Annotated in this window: 16 protein-coding genes and 1 pseudogene; 8 read left to right on the forward strand and 9 right to left on the reverse strand. The window is 65.3% G+C overall.

Going from position 1 to position 17,763, the window contains the following annotated elements; all coding sequences use genetic code 11:
• Nucleotides 1-65 precede the first annotated feature (65 nt).
• Nucleotides 66-710: pseudogene (locus tag CTR55_RS00005) on the forward strand (ATP-binding protein); the annotation flags it as partial.
• On the opposite strand, the gene CTR55_RS00010 reads toward CTR55_RS00005, so the two are convergent.
• Nucleotides 707-1,195: a RidA family protein gene (locus tag CTR55_RS00010; protein ID WP_296283408.1), complete on the reverse strand. Its 489-nt coding sequence runs from the start codon at nt 1,193-1,195 to the stop codon at nt 707-709. The pseudogene CTR55_RS00005 and the gene CTR55_RS00010 overlap by 4 nt on opposite strands.
• 20 nt (nt 1,196-1,215) lie before the next feature.
• The gene (locus CTR55_RS00015; protein WP_296283410.1) at nt 1,216-1,446 is read right to left on the reverse strand and encodes a DUF1127 domain-containing protein; all 231 of its coding nucleotides are present in this window, start codon (nt 1,444-1,446) and stop codon (nt 1,216-1,218) included.
• 174 nt (nt 1,447-1,620) lie between these two features.
• On the opposite strand from CTR55_RS00015, the gene CTR55_RS00020 reads away from it, so the two are divergent.
• Nucleotides 1,621-3,069 (forward strand): PLP-dependent aminotransferase family protein, encoded by a 1,449-nt coding sequence (locus CTR55_RS00020; protein WP_296283411.1) that lies wholly within the window; start codon nt 1,621-1,623, stop codon nt 3,067-3,069.
• Between the two features lie 82 nt (nt 3,070-3,151).
• Entirely contained in the window at nt 3,152-3,955 is an 804-nt protein-coding gene (locus CTR55_RS00025) for a TlpA disulfide reductase family protein (RefSeq protein ID WP_296283413.1), read from the forward strand.
• A 475-nt stretch (nt 3,956-4,430) separates the two neighbouring features.
• Here the strand turns inward: CTR55_RS00025 and CTR55_RS00030 are convergent, their stop codons facing one another.
• Together CTR55_RS00030 and CTR55_RS00035 are read right to left on the reverse strand one after the other, a co-directional pair.
• Nucleotides 4,431-5,498 carry a haloacid dehalogenase-like hydrolase gene (locus CTR55_RS00030; RefSeq protein ID WP_296283415.1) on the reverse strand — a complete coding sequence of 356 codons (1,068 nt, stop codon included), beginning with the start codon at nt 5,496-5,498 and terminating at the stop codon, nt 4,431-4,433.
• Between the two features lie 184 nt (nt 5,499-5,682).
• On the reverse strand, nt 5,683-6,591 hold the full coding sequence (locus CTR55_RS00035; RefSeq protein ID WP_296283417.1) for an AraC family transcriptional regulator: 909 nt from the start codon (nt 6,589-6,591) through the stop codon (nt 5,683-5,685).
• 228 nt (nt 6,592-6,819) lie between these two features.
• Here CTR55_RS00035 and rclC point away from each other — a divergent pair, with 228 nt between their 5' ends.
• Together rclC and CTR55_RS00045 are read left to right on the forward strand one after the other, a co-directional pair.
• Entirely contained in the window at nt 6,820-7,392 is a 573-nt protein-coding gene (gene rclC, locus CTR55_RS00040) for a reactive chlorine resistance membrane protein RclC (RefSeq protein ID WP_296283418.1), read from the forward strand.
• Between the two features lie 26 nt (nt 7,393-7,418).
• On the forward strand, nt 7,419-7,637 hold the full coding sequence (locus CTR55_RS00045) for a DUF2790 domain-containing protein (protein ID WP_296283419.1): 219 nt from the start codon (nt 7,419-7,421) through the stop codon (nt 7,635-7,637).
• 34 nt (nt 7,638-7,671) lie between these two features.
• Here CTR55_RS00045 and CTR55_RS00050 read toward each other — a convergent pair whose 3' ends face one another.
• Entirely contained in the window at nt 7,672-8,592 is a 921-nt protein-coding gene (locus CTR55_RS00050) for a LysR substrate-binding domain-containing protein (RefSeq protein ID WP_296283420.1), read from the reverse strand.
• A gap of 138 nt (nt 8,593-8,730) precedes the next feature.
• On the opposite strand from CTR55_RS00050, the gene CTR55_RS00055 reads away from it, so the two are divergent.
• Nucleotides 8,731-10,125: a NorM family multidrug efflux MATE transporter gene (locus CTR55_RS00055; RefSeq protein ID WP_296283421.1), complete on the forward strand. Its 1,395-nt coding sequence runs from the start codon at nt 8,731-8,733 to the stop codon at nt 10,123-10,125.
• Here CTR55_RS00055 and CTR55_RS00060 read toward each other — a convergent pair.
• Nucleotides 10,122-11,798: a bifunctional diguanylate cyclase/phosphodiesterase gene (locus CTR55_RS00060; protein ID WP_296283422.1), complete on the reverse strand. Its 1,677-nt coding sequence runs from the start codon at nt 11,796-11,798 to the stop codon at nt 10,122-10,124. The two genes, CTR55_RS00055 and CTR55_RS00060, sit on opposite strands and share 4 nt — an antisense overlap.
• Before the next feature lie 292 nt (nt 11,799-12,090).
• Between CTR55_RS00060 and rep the strand changes: the two genes are divergently transcribed.
• On the forward strand, nt 12,091-14,100 hold the full coding sequence (gene rep, locus CTR55_RS00065; protein WP_296283423.1) for a DNA helicase Rep: 2,010 nt from the start codon (nt 12,091-12,093) through the stop codon (nt 14,098-14,100).
• Between the two features lie 410 nt (nt 14,101-14,510).
• Nucleotides 14,511-15,086 (forward strand): xanthine phosphoribosyltransferase, encoded by a 576-nt coding sequence (locus tag CTR55_RS00070; protein WP_296283424.1) that lies wholly within the window; start codon nt 14,511-14,513, stop codon nt 15,084-15,086.
• Nucleotides 15,087-15,292: 206 nt separating this feature from the next.
• On the opposite strand, the gene CTR55_RS00075 is transcribed toward CTR55_RS00070, so the two are convergent.
• The 3 genes from CTR55_RS00075 to alr all read right to left on the reverse strand — a co-directional run bounded on the left by CTR55_RS00075 (nt 15,293) and on the right by alr (nt 17,699).
• Nucleotides 15,293-15,721, reverse strand: a complete 429-nt coding sequence (locus tag CTR55_RS00075; RefSeq protein WP_363710329.1) for a cytochrome c5 family protein — start codon at nt 15,719-15,721, stop codon at nt 15,293-15,295.
• A gap of 185 nt (nt 15,722-15,906) precedes the next feature.
• The gene (locus CTR55_RS00080; protein WP_138217086.1) at nt 15,907-16,455 is read right to left on the reverse strand and encodes a cupin domain-containing protein; all 549 of its coding nucleotides are present in this window, start codon (nt 16,453-16,455) and stop codon (nt 15,907-15,909) included.
• Nucleotides 16,456-16,619: 164 nt separating this feature from the next.
• Nucleotides 16,620-17,699: an alanine racemase gene (alr, locus tag CTR55_RS00085; RefSeq protein ID WP_296283425.1), complete on the reverse strand. Its 1,080-nt coding sequence runs from the start codon at nt 17,697-17,699 to the stop codon at nt 16,620-16,622.
• Between the last annotated feature and the right edge of the window lie 64 nt (nt 17,700-17,763).

A 17,763-nucleotide genomic window follows, 5' to 3' on the forward strand; every position in this document is an offset into this window, starting at 1 on the left:
CAAATCCCCACGCCTACCGGCGGTGTATGCACCCCACAGTCGCATTTATTTGAGAATCTTACAGCGGCAGCCGTCCGCAGCCGGGGGAAATCACCCTCGCACACGAAGGTGTGCTGTTCCTCGATGAACTGCCGGAATTCGATAGGAAAGTGCTGGAGGTGCTGCGCGAACCCCTTGAGGGCGGCGAAATCGTCATCGCCCGCGCCAACGGCCGCGTACGCTTCCCGGCGCGCTTCCAACTGGTCGCGGCGATGAACCCCTGCCCCTGCGGCTACCTCGGCGACCCCAGCGGCCGTTGCCGCTGCTCGCCGGAGCAGATCCAGCGCTACCGCGCCAAACTTTCCGGCCCGCTGCTGGACCGCATCGACCTGCACCTCACCGTCAGCCGCGAAAGCACCAGCCTCGCGCCCAGCGGGCCGAGCACCAGCAGCGCCGAGCTGGCCGCGCAGGTCGCCGCCGCGCGCCAGCGCCAGCTTGCCCGCCAGGGCTGCGCGAACGCTTTTCTCACCCTGAAGAAAATGCACCAACATTGTGCATTGAGCCCGGAAGACCAGGCCTGGCTGGAGAAGGCCGGCGAGCGCCTGAACCTGTCACTGCGCGCCCTACACCGGATTCTCAAGGTCGCGCGCACCCTCGCCGACCTGCAGCAGGCCGACGCCATCGCCCGCGCGCACCTGGCCGAAGCACTGCAATACCGCGCCGGGCATTAGCCCGGCAGGTCCTCCGCAACCGCGATGAGATTCAGCTCGACCGTCGCATTCTTCGGCAACTGATAGACGCCGACTGAAGTACGCGTGTGCACGCCGGCCGCGCCCAGTACCTCGTACAGCACCGCCGAAGCGCTGTCGGCCACCTCGCTCTGCTGGGTGAAGTGCTCGGCCGACTGAACGAACACGTTGACGTGCAGCACCTTGCGGACGCGCCCCAGGTCACCCAGCGCCTGCCGCAGCAGCGCCAGCGCCCGCATCACGCAGACCTTGGCGGCACGCTGGGCTTCGGCCAATGACACCTCACCACCCGCCCGGCCGGTGACGACGATCTCGTCACCCACCCGCGGAATCTGCCCGCTGATATGCACCTGGTTTCCTTCGATCAGGAACGGCACATAGTTGCCACCGATCTTGATCTCGCCGCCGAAGTCGTACTCCAGCTCTGCGGCGATCCGCTCAAACGCGGCGGCGCGCGATTCGCTCATAAAGACTCCTCTCCTGATTTTCAGCAGCGCCAGAAAGGCCGCATCGCTTCCAGCTTCGCCTGTTCGCGGCTGATACCAATATCGCGCAGTTGCGCATCGGAAAGCTCCAACAGTTGCTTGCGGGTGCGCACGCGGCACCAGAACTGCTGCCAGCGGTTTTCACCGGGTGCACGCAGGTCTGTACGTACGCCGGGGATTTCCAGCAACTCCTGTTGATAAAGGGTCAGCCGCACATCGCTCAGGCCGCTCATGTCGTCGCTCCTCCGTGGGTTTCTTCGGACGTGGGACAAGCCTGACGAATCGGCAAAAATCATTACAGATTCAACGCTGCGAAGTTTTTTCCATACAGAGGCGAGCGAATTCCTTCTGAATGGCGTATTTTTTCTCGATCTGTACTGCATCGCACCGACCGTGAGAGATCTGTCATGAAACGCTACGCGCAGCTGGCTACCACCCTCGGCGAACGTATCGAACAGGGCCTGTACCGACCCGGCGACCGCCTGCCCTCGGTGCGCGCGCTGAGCGAGGAGCACGGCGTCAGCATCAGCACGGTGCAGCAGGCCTACCGCGTGCTGGAGGATTCCGGGCTGGTGGAGCCTCGGCCGAAGTCCGGCTACTTCGTGCCCGAACGCCGCGAGCTGCCGCCGATGCCGGCCATGACCCGCCCGGCACAGCGGCCGGTGGACGTCTCGCAGTGGGATCAGGTACTGGAGCAGGTACGCCGCGCGCCGGGCGGTGATTTCGTCCAGCTCGGCCGTGGCACGCCGGACATCGCCAGCCCTTCGCTCAAGCCGCTGCAGCGCGCCATGGTCCACGCCGCACGCAAGAGCGACCTGCAGAGCCTCGGCTACGAAGGCATCCAGGGGTCGCTGCCGCTGCGCGAGCAGATCGCCCGACTGATGCTGGATTCAGGCTGCCAGGTGCCGCCCAGCGAAATCGTCATCACCACCGGCTGCCAGGAAGCGCTGGCCATCACCCTGCGCGCCATCTGCGAGCCGGGGGACATCGTCGCGATCGACTCGCCGAGCTTCCACGGTGCCATGCAGGCGCTCAAGGCGTACGGCCTGCGGGCGCTGGAAATCCCCACCGACCCCACCAACGGCATCAGCCTGGAAGCACTGGAGCTGGCCATGGAGCAGTGGCCGGTGAAGCTGATCCTGCTCACGCCCAACTGCAACAACCCCCTGGGCTACATCATGCCCGACGCCCGTAAGCGCGCCCTGCTGACGCTCGCGGCGCGCTACGACGTGCCGATCCTCGAAGACGACGTCTACGGCGAGCTGGCCTACGCCTACCCGCGCCCGCGCAGCATCAAGTCCTTCGACAGCGACGACCGCGTGCTGCTGGCCAGCTCCTTCTCCAAGACAGTGGCACCCGGCCTGCGCACCGGCTGGGTGGTGCCGGGGCGTTATTTGGACCGCATCCTCCACTTCAAGTACATCGCCAGCGGCACCTGCGCGCCGCAACCGCAGATGGCCCTGGCCGAGTTCGTCGGCGGCGGCCACTACGAACCGCACATCCGCCGCATGCGCACGCAGTACCAGCGCCACCGCGACCTGATGACCGAATGGGTCGGCCGCTATTTTCCCGAAGGCGCGCTGGTCAGCCGGCCGCGCGGTGGCTTCATGCTCTGGGTCGAGCTGGACCCGCAGTTCGACAGCGTGCGGCTGAACCAGGAGCTGCGCCGCGACAATGTGCAGGTGGCGGCAGGCAACATCTTTTCCGCCTCGGGCAAGTACCGCAATTGCCTGCGCATGAACTACTCCAACCGCGAGCTGGTGGTGATCGAGGACGCCGTGCGCAAGGTCGGCGCCTGCGCCACACGACTCACCGCCGAGCTACGCACGCAGGAAGAAGACCTGCTGCCGGCCTGACCGGGAAACATTTATCCACAGCCCGGCGCTGCCGCGCGGCGCCGGCTGCTGTACCTTGTTTTCCTTTTGCCAGGCATCCGCTTTGACCAGTCTTACCCTCGGCCCGCTGGCCATCCCCCTGCCCCATGTCCTGCTCTACCTCGGCTTCTTCGGCGCCTTGCTGGCCGGCTGGCTGGCCGGGCGCAAGCGCGGCGCCAACCCGGAAGGCGCGCTATTCGCCATGTTCCTCGGTGGCCTGCTGGTGGCGCGCCTGGCCTTCGTCGCGCGTTACTTCGAGCAGTACGCGGCGATGCCGCTGAGCATCGTGGATATCCGCGATGGCGGCTTTCTCGCCCTGCCGGGCGTGATCGCCGCCGCGCTGATCGGCGCACTGCTGGCGTGGCGCAAAACCGAATTGCGCCGCCCACTGGCCGTCGCCGCGATCACCGGTGTTTGCCTGTGGGGTGGCGGAAAGGCCGTGACCTCGGCGCTGGACCGCAGCCAGCAGCTACCCGAGCTCACGGTGATGGACCTGCGCGGTGCGGCCGTAGACCTGCGCGCGCTGGATGGCCGGCCCATGGTGGTCAACCTCTGGGCCTCCTGGTGCCCGCCGTGCCGGCGCGAAATGCCGGTGCTGGAGGCCGCGCAGAAGCAGCGCAGCGACGTGCGCTTCCTGCTGGTCAACCAGGGCGAGAACGCCGAAGCCGTCCAGCGTTTCCTCCGTGACCAGGGCCTGAGCGAAGCGGCAGTGCTGCTCGACAGCGGCAACCGCCTCGGCCAGGCCACCGGCTCCTACGGCATGCCCACCACGCTGTTCTACGACGCCCAGGGACGCCTGAAGCACAGCCAGATGGGCGAGCTCTCCGCCGCCAGCCTCGAATACGGGCTGGGCCAGCTCAAGGACTGAACCGGCTTGCACCATAGTGCGGATAACGTTCGATGTTGTCCGCCGTCTATCCGTAGTTTCAGAGCACGCCGACCGGTGGGGCGTACAACCTTCCCGGCCCGCGCCACGCCTGTAGGAGATTCTATGTCTACCCCAGCGCCGGTCTCGCCGACGGGCCTCCAACGTAGGATGTGGTGGAGCGAAGCGATACCCATGCTGTCGGTGCCCGGAATCGATGGGTATCGCTTCGCTCCACACCATCCTACGACGTGTTTCTCCTGACGTTGCCGTGAAAGACGACACCCTTCAATCAAACGCCGCAATCGCCTCCAGCTCGCGTAGGGCGCAGGACGCGGGCTCGCTATGCGCCCCGCCAGGGCCAGCCGGGGGCACGGTGTAGGATGGCGTGGAGCGAAGCGATACCCATCGATTCCGCGCGCCGACAGCATGGGTATGCTGCGCTCCACCTATCCCACGAATGCCAAACACCCAGCGCTTACTGGATCTCTTCCGGCGTGACGATCACCCAGTTCTTGTCGGCGGTGACCGGCTGGCCGAGCTTGGCCTGGGCTTCGGCGTTCTTCTTGATCATGCCGTTGAGCTGGTCCATGTACTTGGCCTTGCGGTTGATCCACAGGTGCACGCCGTTCTCGGCGGTGCCGTTGAACAGCATGTAGCCATCGCTGCTGGGGGTGTCGCCGCCAACCAGGATCGGCTTCTTCCACTGGTCGATATAGGTGAGGATCGCCGCCTGCTTGCCGGCCATCCAGGTCGCCGGGGTCCACAGGTAGGGGGTGATTTCCAGGTTCAGGTTGGCCTTGGGATCGTATTTGCCTTCGGTGATCTGCTTGCGCGCGGTGGTCAGCGCGCCGCTCTGGCGGTCCTTGAGCAGGGTGGTGACGCCGATGACGTTCTCGGGCTTCACGTTGTAGCCGTACTTGGGATCGCTGGCGACCATGCGCACCAGTTCCTCATGGGCGGCGGTCATCACGTAGACCTCGATGCCGTTCTCCATCAGCTTGTTGTAAAGCTCGGTCTGCCCGGTGAAGACCTTGGGCGGGTTGATCTCGATGGTCTTGACCACGTCGCCTTCGTAGTAGGTGCTGGGCACCGGCTTGCCGTAGGCCATCAGTTCGTCGACGTAGCCCTTGAGTTCCTTGAGGGTGAAGCCGGAGAACACCTGGGCGACCCAGGGGTAGCAGACCAGGTCGTCGAGCTCGCAGAGGCGGTAGTAGTAGCTGTTGAGGCTTTCCTTGTGGCCGTTGACGTCCTTGAAGGGGATCAGCTTGAGCGAGGGGTCGAGCTTCTCGCGGGTCAGCACGCCTTTCATTTCGAGGAAGGGCAGCAGCGATTCCTCGAGGTCATAGCGGTAGCTGGTGTTGTCCATGTCGAAGACCGCGAAGGCGCCCTTGTTGGCGTTGGCGGCGATCAGGGCGTCGAGCTGCTTGGCGGCCGGTGCGGGCCAGTGCTTCAGTTCGGTTCCTGCGTTAGAAGAGCCGGCGAAAGAGGTGCTGGCGAGGCCGGCCAGGATCAGGCCGGCGAGCAAGGTGCGCATGGGCTTCATGGAGTTCCCCCGAGTGGTGTTATTGGAGTGGGGAAGGCCCGATACGGGCCCTCACTGGACTAGTCCAGCAATGACCCTAGCAAAGCGCTGTTTCAGCTCTGCGACGGCAGCGACGTGAACCGTCGCGAAGGCGGCAGGACATATCCATCCGCGCCATGGGGGTTTTCCAGCAGCGACAGCTGGACTAGTTCACCGCGCGGCGCAGGCGGCCGGGGGCGTCGCCGTAGGTTTCCTTGAACTTCTTGGTGAAGGACGCCTGGGACTGGTAGCCGACCTGCGCGGCGATGTCGGTGAGGCTCAGTTGCGAGCTGCTCAGCAGGCGGTAGGCCAGCTCCATGCGCACTTTCGTCAGCAGCGCCCAGGGCGACAGCCCCGCCACCTGGGTGAACAGGCGCATGAAGGTGGCGCGGGACATGCTGGCGCGCTCGGCCAGGGCTTCGATGGTCCACTGGTGGGCGGGGTCGTCGAGCATGGCCTGCCAGGCGCGGCTCAAACGCTTGTCGGTGAGCAAAGCCAGCGTGCCGCTGCTGGGAGCGTGCTCCTGCAAGTAGACGCGCAGGATCAGCGTGAACAGCGCCGAAGACAGCGCGTCGACCAGGAAGCGCGCGCCAGCCTGGTTGCCGTCCGCCTCGCCGCGCAGCAGGCCGACCAGCGCGGCCAGTTGCTCGCTCAGGCCACGGTCCTGGCTGGAAACGTTGACGAACGCCGGCAGCGCGCCGATCAGCAGGGAGTCGCGCTGGTAGTGGAAGCTGCCGCAGAGGATATCCAGCGCTTCGCCTTCGCTACCGATGCGGTGCACCGGCAGCAGGCCGTCCTGGCTGACCTGGGTGGGCACCGGGCTCACCTTCAGCCCCTGGCTGCGCAACAGGTGTGCGCCACCACGCGGGAAGACCAGGATGTCGCCGGCCTTCAGCTCAAGGATCTGGCCGTCAGGCATTTCGGACTGGCAATGGCCCGACAGCAGGATGTGGTACTGCGCCACGCCGCCGGGTGCCTGCTCGTGGTCCAGCGCCCAGTCACCCTGGAGTTGGCAGCGCAGGTCGAGGCTGCCGCGCAGGCCGGCGAGCTGGATCAGGCGGTCGATGGAGTTCATGGCGTTCCACACGCAGGAAAGGGCCTACAGATTACCCGTGGGATAGGCCAAGTAAACGCGGCTACTTCCTTCTCTCCTGCTCCCGTACCCCCTTGGTGTAAGGCCTCGGGGCCGGCAACGCACATCCGAGAACAACCGACAAAAACCCGAGCACAACGGGCAAGAAGCCCGGCGACGGCATTTCGACAATAGGCACTCCTGATTTCAACCGTCCTTCAAGGAGTTCACATGTCCTCTCCCGTCACCCAGGGCCTGCAAGCGCTGACCCGCCTCGACCACTTCGGCGCCAACCTGATGCGCGTGGCCATCGCCGTGGTGTTCATCTGGATCGGTGCGCTGAAGTTCGTGCCCTACGAGGCCGACAGCATCACGCCCTTCGTCGCCAACAGCCCGTTCATGTCGTTCTTCTACGAACACCCGGAGGACTACCGCGCCCACCTCACCCACGAAGGTGAGCTGGATGTGGAAAAGCGCGCCTGGCAGACCGCCAACAACACCTATGGCTTCTCCCATGGCCTCGGCGTGGTGGAGCTGGGCATCGCGCTGCTGGTGCTGCTCAACCCTTGGTCGCGGCGCCTGGGCCTGCTCGGCGGCTTCCTGTCGTTCGGCACGCCGCTGGTGACCCTGACCTTCCTGATCACTACGCCTGAAGCCTGGGTGCCGGCGCTGGGCGACGCGCAGCACGGCTTCCCCTACCTGTCCGGCGCAGGCCGCCTGGTACTCAAGGACACCCTGATGCTGGCCGGCGGCTTGCTGGTGATGGCCGACTCCGCCCGCTCGCTGCTGCGCGAACGCGCCTGACTCGGCATTGTTGAAGGAAGAACACCATGAAAGCGCTGATTACCCTGATCCTCACCACCTTGTTCGTCGCCGCCTGTGGCACCGTGCCGGCCCACGACAAGCCCGACGTGCACCGGGTTATTTCCATCACCGACACCCAGGAAGCCTGCGGCATCGTGCCGGTGACCATGGTCTACGAAGACGCCCAGGGCCAGCGGCACGAACTGCACTACCAGGTGTGGGCCAACGGTTGCAGCGGCAACTGATCCAGCGTGCCGCCGGGGCCCGCCCCGCGGGCTCTCATTCGAGATAGTCCACCGGCGGCAGCTGCATGGCCTGCATCTCGTCCAGCAGGAAGTCGCGGAGCCGGCGCAGCCGCTCCTGATGCCGGCGCGCACGGGGCCAGACCAGGTAGTAGCTCTCGCCGCTGGCCACCGCGCTCGGCCAGGGCAACGCCAGGCGACCCTGGTTAGCATCCTCGGCGACCATCACCAGGTCGCCGATGGACACCCCATAGCCACGGGTGGCGGCCACGATACCCAGCTCCAGCGTGTCAAATACCTGCCCGCCCTTGAGCGACACCTTCTCCCCCAGGCCCATGCGTTGCAGCCAGCGCCGCCAGTCACGGCGGTCGGGTGTGGGGTGCAGCAGTTCAGCGCCGGCCAGGCGCTCGGCGCCCCAGGGGCCATCCGCCAGCAACGACGGCGGCCCCACCGGGATCAGCCATTCGGGGAACAGCAGGGTGGCTTCCCAATCCGGCGGGAAGTGCCCGGAGCTCAGCAGCACCGCGCAATCGAAAGGCTCATGGACGAAATCCACGCGGTCCACGTCCATCCAGGCGCTGGTCAACTGCACCTCGATATCGCTGTGCTGCATGCGGAACTGGCTCAGCCGCGCCAGCAGCCAGCGCATGGTCAGGGTCGAGGGCGCCTTCAGGCGGAGCACGCCCTCCTCGGCGCGCAACGTGGCACAGGCGCGCTCCAGTGCATCGAAGCCATCACGCAGGCCGGGCAGCAGCATCCGCGCTGTTTCGGTCAGCTCCAGCTGCCGGCCGCGCCGCTGGAACAGGCGGCAGGCGAAGTGTTCTTCAAGCGTCTTGATGTGCCGGCTCACCGCGCTCTGGGTGATCGCCAGTTCCTCGGCGGCGCGGGTGAAGGACGCATGCCGGGCGGCCGCCTCGAAGGCGCGCAGGGCATAGAGGGGCGGCAACTGGCGGTTCATGGCGGGCTCCAAGCGGCGTTATCCATGAGTATGACTCATGGATGGCATCGCATTTTTCCTTTTGTGCCCGCATCCACAGCGGCCGGAGAATGGGCGACTCCCTATCGATGCGGCGCCGCCGCTTGCTGAGCCTGACTCATGAAACGCCTGTACCGCGACGAACTTGCCGCCATCCTTCGCCTCGCCGGCCCGCTGATCGCCGCGCAACTGGCCTACGTGGCCATGGTGTTCACCGACACCGTGATGATGGGCAAGCTCGGCCGCGAGGCACTGGCCGCCGGCGGGCTGGGCGCGTCCACCTACGCGCTGGTGTCGACCTTCTGCGTCGGCATGGTGGCGGCCACCGGCAACCTGGTGGCGATCCGGCATGGTGCGAAGGACGCGCGCGGCGTGACGCAAGCAACCCAGGCCGGCCTGTGGATCGGCGGCGCGCTGGCGCTGCTGGCGGGCCTGCTGCTGTGGAACCTTGGGCCGATCCTGATCGCCTTTGGCCAGGCGCCGGAAACGGTCGCCGGCACGATGAGTTTTCTGCACAGCATCGTCTTCGCCCTGCCCGGCTACATGGCCTTCATGGTGCTGCGCGGCTTCACCAGCGCCATCGAGCGACCCGGCCCGGTCATGGCCATCAGCCTGATCGGCACGCTGGCCAACTTCGCCCTCAACTACGCCTTCATCGAGGGCCTGTTCGGCCTGCCGCGCCTGGGGTTGGCGGGGATCGGCATGGTCACTGCGGTGGTGATGAACGCGCTGCCGGTGATCTTCGCCCTGTACCTGCGCTGGCACCGGGCGTATGCGCCCTACCCGCTACTGGCCGGGCTGTCGAAGCCGGACTTCAAGGTGATCGGCGAATCGCTGCGCCTGGGCATTTCCATCGGCGGCACCTACGCGGTGGAGTCGGGCATGTTCACCGTGGCAACCCTGTGCATGGGCGTGATCGGCAGCACCGCGCTGGCGGCGCACCAGATCGCCATCCAGTCGGTGTACGTGGCCTTCATGGTGCCCATGGGAATGTCCTACGCAGTGACCTTCCGCATCGGCCAGCACTACGGCGCTGGCCGGCTGGTCGAGGCACGCCGCGCCGGGCGGCTGGGCATCGGCTTTGGCGCCACCTGCATGTTCGCCTTCGCTGCGCTGTTCTGGCTGGCGCCGGAGCTGGTCATCGGCCTGTTCATCGACCACCACGACCCGGCCAACCGCGAGGTGGTGCAACTGGCCGTCAGCCTGCTGGCCATCGCCGCGTGGTTCGAGCTGTTCGACGGCACCCAGTGCATCGCCATGGGCGCGATCCGTGGCCTGAAGGATGCGCGCACCACCTTCCTCGTCGGGCTGGCGGGCTACTGGCTGGTGGGCGTGCCGATGGCGCTGCTGCTGACCTTCCCGCTGGGCTGGGGGCCGAGCGGCGTGTGGTGGGGGTTGGCGTCCGGGCTGGCCTGCGCGGCCATCGGCCTGACGCTGGCCTTCGAGGTGAAGACCTCGCGTCTGCTGCGCCCGCGCTCGGCAGGCACGGCGCTGGCTGTGCTAGCTGATCGCTAGCTGACCGGGTCCTGCAGGCGCAGGGCGCGGTTGGCGCCGAATACCAGGAAGCGCGCCAGATCCGCCAGCGGCAGCGGGCGGCTGATCCAGTAGCCCTGCACCTGGTCGCAGCCGAACTGGCGTAGCTCGTCCTGCTGGGCGGCGGTCTCGACGCCTTCAGCCACCACCTCCAAGTTGAGGTTGTGCGCCAGGTTGATCATCGCACGCACCAATTGCAGGTTCTCCGTGCGCTCGTGCATGTCGCCGACGAAGCTCTTGTCGATCTTCAGCAGGGTGATGGGCAGGCTGCTCAGGTGCACGAAGGACGAGAAGCCGGTGCCGAAATCGTCCAGCGAGAAGCGCACGCCCAGGCGGCCGAGGGCCTGCATGGTCTGCTGGACCTGGTCGCTGCGGCGCATCACGGCGGTTTCGGTGAGCTCGAATTCCAGCCACTGGGCGTCAACGCCGCGCTCGCGGATCAGGCGCTCCAGGGTCGGTAGCAGCTGGCTGTCCTGGAACTGGCGGAACGACAGGTTCACCGCCATGTGCAGCGGCGGCAGGCCACGCCCGCGCAGCCACTGCATGTCGCGCAGGGCGCGGGAAATCACCCAGTAACCCAACGGTACGATCAGCCCGCTTTCCTCGGCCAGCGGCACGAAGTCGCCCGGCGTCAGCAGGCCCCGGTCAGGGTGGCGCCAGCGCACCAGGGCTTCGAGGCCGACGATCTGCCCGGTGTGCAGGTCCAGACGCGGTTGGTAGTGCAGCTCCAGCTCGTCGCGGCGCAGCGCCCGGCGCAGTTCGCTTTCCAGGTCGGCGAGGCTGCGGGCGCCACGGTTGATGCGTTCGTCGAAGACATGGAAGGTACAGCCCTGGCGTGACTTGGCCTGCTGCATGGCAATGTGCGCGTGCCACAGCAGCGGGTCGGCGGCTTCACCGGTACGGGCGTGCGCGACGCCCAGGCTGCAACCCAGCAACAGGCTTTCGCCTTCGACCCAGTAGGGCTCGCCCAGGGATTCAACGATGAGTTCGGCGATCTTCTCCACCCGTGCCGGGTCGCGGCGGGTGTCCAGCAGCAGGGCAAACTCGTCGCTGCCCAGGCGGGCGATGTGGTCGCCGTTTTCCAGGTGCGCCTTCAGTCGCGACACCACCTGCAGGATCAGGCGGTCGCCGGCCTGGTGGCCGAGTGCGTCGTTGACGTGGCGGAAGTTGTCCAGGTCCAGGTGGCCCAGCGCCAGGCCGCGCCCGTCGCTCTCGGCCAGGCGCGCCGCGAGCAGGGTCTGGAAGCCCTGGCGGTTGGCGATGCCGGTCAACGGGTCCTGCTCGGCCAGGGTCTGCAAGGTGTTCTGCAGCGAAGCGCGCTCACGCACGTAACGCAGGGTGCGGCGCAGGACTTCGGCAGTGAGGGATTCGGCCACCAGATAATCGGCGACGCCGACCGGCTCCTCCGCGGGCTCGCGCTCGAGCAGCAGGAGCAGCGGCAGGTGGCACTGGTGGGCGGACGGCAGCTTGCCGGGCGTGGCGAGCACCAGACCGACCTGGTCTTCGTCGAACAGGCTGCTGGCGGCCTGCCAGGACGGGGCCGTGATCAACGAATAGCCCTGCCCCAACGCGGCCAGATGCCCGCGCAGTAGCTGGGCCCACTGCGGCGCTTCCGCCAGCAGGAGCAGGCGCGTTGGTTCGACCGACGCTGCCAAGCGACCCCCATGTATCTCTAGAAAGGGAGAAACTCCAGGCACCTTCCCTGCGCCCACTTCTCCCGGTTTTGAAGCTCCGACATCCGGGCTCCAGCGGATGCAGGCGAAACTTCAGAGAAACTCTTAAGAGTTTTCTTCAAGTAATGCTGTCACAAGCCTAATACAAGTACAGATTTATCCAAAACAGAGAAGCACGATCGTGTCACAGATCGCTGCTATTCCAAGCGGCACCCCGACGCCCGGCACGGCCTGCTAGAATACGCCCCCGCTTCACTACAGACCCCCGCCCTTCATGTCCCGACTCAATCCCCGGCAGCAAGAGGCCGTGAACTACGTCGGCGGCCCGCTCCTGGTGCTGGCCGGCGCCGGCTCCGGCAAGACCAGCGTGATCACCCGCAAGATCGCCTACCTGGTACAGCAGTGCGGTATCCGCGCCCAGTACATCGTCGCCGTGACCTTCACCAACAAGGCCGCCCGCGAGATGAAGGAGCGCGTCAGCACCCTGCTGCGCCCCGGCGAGGGCAAGGGCCTGACGGTCTCGACCTTCCACAACCTGGGCCTGAACATCATCCGCAAGGAACACGCGGCGCTGGGCTACAAGCCCGGCTTCTCGATCTTCGACGAGAGCGATGTGAAGGCGCTGATGACCGACATCATGCAGAAGGAGTACTCCGGCGATGACGGTCTGGACGAGATCAAGGGGCTGATCGGCAGCTGGAAGAACGACCTGATCCTTCCGGAAGAGGCGCTGGAAAAGGCTCGCAATCCCAAGGAACAGACCGCGGCGATGGTCTACCTGCATTACCAGCGTACGCTCAAGGCCTACAACGCGGTGGACTTCGACGATCTCATCCTGCAGCCGGTGAAGCTGTTCCAGGAGCACCCGGAGATCCTCGACAAGTGGCGCAACCGCGTGCGTTACATGCTGGTGGACGAATACCAGGACACCAACGCCAGCCAGTACCTGCTGGTGAAGATGCTGGTGCAGCAGCGCGCGCACTTCACCGTGGTGGGCGACGACGACCAGTCGATCTACGCCTGGCGCGGCGCGCGCCCGGAAAACCTGATGCAGCTGAAGGACGACTTCCCCTCGCTGAAGGTGGTGATGCTGGAGCAGAACTACCGCTCCACCAGCCGCATCCTCAAATGCGCCAACATCCTCATCGCCAACAACCCCCACGTGTTCGACAAGCAACTGTGGAGCGAGATGGGCGAAGGCGACCCGATCCGGGTAATCCGTTGCCGCAACGAAGAATCCGAGGCCGAGCGGGTGGCGATGGAAATCCTCACCATCCACCTGAAGACACAGCGGCCCTACAGCGAATTCGCCATTCTCTACCGGGGCAACTACCAGGCGAAGCTGATCGAGCTGAAACTTCAGCACCACCAGATTCCCTATCATCTGTCAGGCGGCACCAGCTTCTTCGGACGCCAGGAGGTGAAGGACCTGATGTCCTATTTCCGCCTGCTGGTGAACCCGGACGATGACAACGCCTTCCTCCGGGTAATCAACGTGCCGCGCCGGGAAATCGGCTCCACCACCCTGGAGAAACTCGGCAACTACGCCACCGAGCGCGGCTGTTCGATGTTCAATGCCTCCGGGGAAATCGGCCTCTCCGAACACTTGGACGCCCGTTACGTCGAGCGCCTGCAGCGCTTCAAGCGCTTCATCGACAAGGTCCGCGAGCAGTGCGCCGGCAGCGACCCGATCGGTGCGCTGCGCAGCATGGTGATGGACATCGACTACGAGAACTGGCTACGGCAGAACGCCTCCAGCGACAAGATCGCCGACTTCCGCATGGGCAACGTCTGGTTCCTCATCGAAGCGCTGAAGAACACCCTGGAGCGCGACGAAGAAGGCGACATGACCATCGAGCAGGCCATCGCCAAGCTGGTGCTGCGCGACATGCTGGAGCGCCAGCAGGAAGAGGAAGAAGGCGCCGACGGCGTGCAGATGATGACCCTGCACGCGTCCAAGGGCCTGGAATTCCCCTACGTGTTCATTCTTGGCGTGGAGGAGGAAATCCTCCCGCACCGCTCCAGCATCGAGGCCGATACCATCGAGGAAGAGCGCCGGCTGGCCTACGTGGGCATCACCCGGGCGAAGCGCAACCTGGCCATGACCTTCGCCGCCAAGCGCAAGCAGTACGGCGAGATCATCGACTGCTCGCCCAGCCGCTTCCTCGACGAACTGCCGCCCGAGGACCTGGTCTGGGAAGGCCTGGAGGACGCGCCGCAGGAGGTCAAGGTGGCCAAGGGCAATTCCGCGCTGGCGGATATCCGGGCGATGCTCAAGCGCTAACGGCTTCACCTGTAGCAGCGAGGGGACGCCATCGTTATTGCTCGCGAAGGCGTTTCCTGCCCGCACTGAAGCTGGGCGGGTTCGCGAGCAAGCTTGCTCCTACAAGAACAAGAGCCCTCACCCTAACCCTCTCCCGCAAGCGGGATAGGGGACTGTTCGGTGCCGGCTGACACCACAGTGTCAGCCGGTTCGGACGGTTCCCTTTCCCTCAGGAGCGGGGCGCGCAGCCAGGGCTGGGGTGAGGGGAAAGCCCCGGCACGGATTCCCCGAGAGGCGGTCCTTCAAGCTCCCGCCCATCGAAAAACTGTCCATTCGATCAGCAATTGCATTGGTCGGAACGTCGCGCAGATGGCCACTGGCGTTGTAGAATTACGCGCTTCATCAGCGACAGCCGCTCCGGAAGCACCCCCGTGAACACTCTCAAAGACAAAATTCGCAGCGAAGGCATCGTTCTTTCCGAACAGGTCCTCAAGGTAGACGCCTTCCTCAATCACCAGATCGACCCGGCGCTGATGAAGTTGATCGGCCACGAGTTTGCCGAACGCTTCAAGAACCAGGGCATCACCAAGATCGTCACCATCGAGGCCTCGGGTATCGCCCCGGCAGTCATGGCCGGCCTCGAGCTGGGTATCCCGGTGATCTTCGCCCGCAAGTTCCAGTCGCTGACGCTGAAGAACGACCTGCTGATCTCCAAGGTCTTCTCCTTCACCAAGCAGACCGAAAGCACCATCGCCATTTCCGCCAAGCACCTGACCGCCGCCGACCATGTGCTGGTGGTGGACGACTTCCTCGCCAACGGCCATGCCGCCAAGGCGCTGATCGATCTGATCCAGCAGGCCGGCGCCAGCATCGCGGGCCTGGGCATCGTCATCGAGAAGTCCTTCCAGGAAGGCCGCGCCCTGCTGGAAAGCGAAGGCTACCGGGTGGAATCCCTGGCCCGAGTGAAGTCCCTGACCAATGGTCAGGTCGAGTTCCTCGAAGACTGATCCACCGCTCCACGAGAAAGGCGGGCACCGACAGGGCCCGCCTTTTTTCATGCCCGCTCGCCCGGCATCACTGCTGCTAGTCCCGCGCCTCCGGCCCGGCGCCTACCCTCGGGAGCCTGGTGCAAGTTGGCGAAAAGGCAGCGGGAGGGAGAAATCGCAGGCATGAAAAAGCCGCCCAAGGGCGGCTCTTTCGCACAGGTCGACTATTACAGGCCGGACATGTGGTGAATCGCAGCTTTCAGCTCGTCGTCGGAGCAATCAGCGCAGGTGCCTTTGGGCGGCATGGCGTTGAAACCCGAGATGGCCTTGGCCAGCAGGCCGTCGATACCGCCCTGCTCTTTGGCACGCTTGCCCCAGTCAGCCTTGTCGCCGACTTTCGGTGCGCCCAGCAGGCCGCTACCGTGGCAGGTGGTGCAGACCTTGCCGACAATCTCCTCACCCGAACGTGGAGCACCGCCGCCGCCAGCGGAAGCAACGGCGCCAACGCCTTCACATTCCTTGCCCTGGACGCAGACTTTGCCGACAGGTTCGAGACGCTTGGCGATGGCGTCATCGTTGGTCGCGGCCTGAACGCTCACTGCCCACAGGGCCAGTACGGCAGCTTGGGCTGCCAGGATTTTTCTAATCAGGTTCACCCTTTCACCCTCATCGTGGCTTATCACGCCCAGTCGCGGTGCAGTCACAGTCTCGGGCCGCGCGAGCGGGCGCAAGTATAACGGCAAAGCTTCGAAGCTCGAAACCATTGCGCCACCTTGCCGGGCTTTCTTACCGGGCATTGCGGCATTAGGTCGCAGCTGATCTGGCCGGTCCTACCGGCTGTTCAAAAATTTGCCGGTGTGGTCGCGCTGATCAGCCGCGCCGGGGCTTCGAACGGATTGCGGAAGCGGTGCGGCTTGGTGCTGTCGAAATAGTAGCTGTCGCCACATTCGAGGACGAAGGTCTCGTCGCCGACGGTCAGCTCCAGACGGCCCTCGACCAGCACGCCGGTCTCTTCGCCTTCGTGGGCGTACATGTCGTCACCGGTATCGGAGCCCGGCGGGTAGGTCTCATCGAGCAGGGTGATGGCGCGACTGGGGTAGTCCTTGCCGATCAGTTTCATGATGATCGAGCCACTGGACAGGTCGCTGAGTTCGTCCGCCTTGTAGACCACCGGGGTGTTGCTGCTCTGTTCCAGGTCCAGGGAGAAGAACTCCACGAGGGACATCGGAATACCACCCAGCACTTTCTTCAGCGAGCTGATGGAGGGGCTGACGCTGTTCTTCTCGATCATCGAGATTGTGCTGTTGGTTACACCCGCCCGTTTGGCGAGTTCGCGCTGGGACAAACCTTTGACTTTACGGATGGCTTGCAGACGAGCACCGACGTCCAAGGGTGGGGTCCTCCTTATTCTTGTGATCAGGCAGGCTCTGAAAGGCAGAACCCGCCAACGGCTTGAGCCGAGCGGGTTCCAAGTGCCACGTATCATGGCAACACCGTTCAGTATTTACAACAGATCGCCTGTCGATCCTGCGCAAACTTTACGGGTGGTCTCCGTCACTCGCCGGAGTAGACCCGCGGTACGCGCTTGAGGTTGCAGAACAGCTGATAAGGAATGCTGCCGCACAGGGAGGCGAGCTGGCTGGCGGGCACGTTCGGGCCCCAGAGCTCGACGCGGCTGCCCAGGCCGGCCTGCGGCAGATCAGTGAGGTCCACGGTGAGCATGTCCATGGACACGCGGCCGATGATGCGGCTCGGCTGACCGTCGATGAACACCGGCGTGCCGTCCGGCGCGTGGCGCGGATAGCCGTCGGCATACCCCATGGCGACCACGCCGACGCGTACCGGGCGGTCAGCGATGAACCGCGCGCCATAGCCCACCGGCTCGCCGGCCGGCAGTTCGCGGATGCTGATGACCTGGGATTCCAGGGTCATCACCGGGCGCAACTGGTCGGCCAGCGGGTGCGCCTGTTCGAAGGGGGTGGCGCCGTAGAGCATGATGCCGGGGCGCACCCAGTCGCTGGGCACCTCGGACCAACCGAGGATGCCGGGGGAGTTGCGCAGACTGATCTCGTGGCCCTGGCCGGCGGCTTCGCGCACGGCCTGGAAGGCAGCGACCTGCTCTTCGGTGCGCGCACAGTCCAGCTCGTCGGCGCGGGAGAAGTGACTCATCAGCACAACCTTGGCCACCTGGGGCAGCGCCTTCAGGCGTGCCAGCGCAGCGGCGTAGTCCTGCGGGAAGAAGCCGACGCGGTGCATGCCCGAGTCCATCTTCAGCCAGACGGTCAGCGGCTTGCTCGGGCGGGCGCGCTCGATAGCTTCCAGCTGCCAGGCCGAGTGCACCACGCACCAGAAGTCATGGGTGTCGATCAGTTCCAGCTCGCTCGCTTCGAAGAAGCCTTCGAGCAGCAGGATCGGTGCGCGGATACCGGCTTGGCGCAGTTCCAGCGCTTCTTCGATGCAGGCCACGGCGAAACCATCGGCCTCGCCTTCCAGCGCTCGGGCACAGACCACCGCGCCATGGCCGTAGGCATCGGCCTTGACCACCGCCAGCGCTCGGGCGCCGGTGACTTCACGGGCCAGGCGGTAGTTGTGGCGCAGGGCGGCGAGATCGATCAGGGCACGGGCGGGACGCATGGCAAGGCTCTCTTTTTATCAAGGTGGAACGAAACGGCAGACGAAAAAAACCCGGCGCTCAGGC

Origin of the sequence: Pseudomonas sp., from assembly GCF_002796985.1 — a bacterium.
Classification (GTDB): domain Bacteria; phylum Pseudomonadota; class Gammaproteobacteria; order Pseudomonadales; family Pseudomonadaceae; genus Pseudomonas.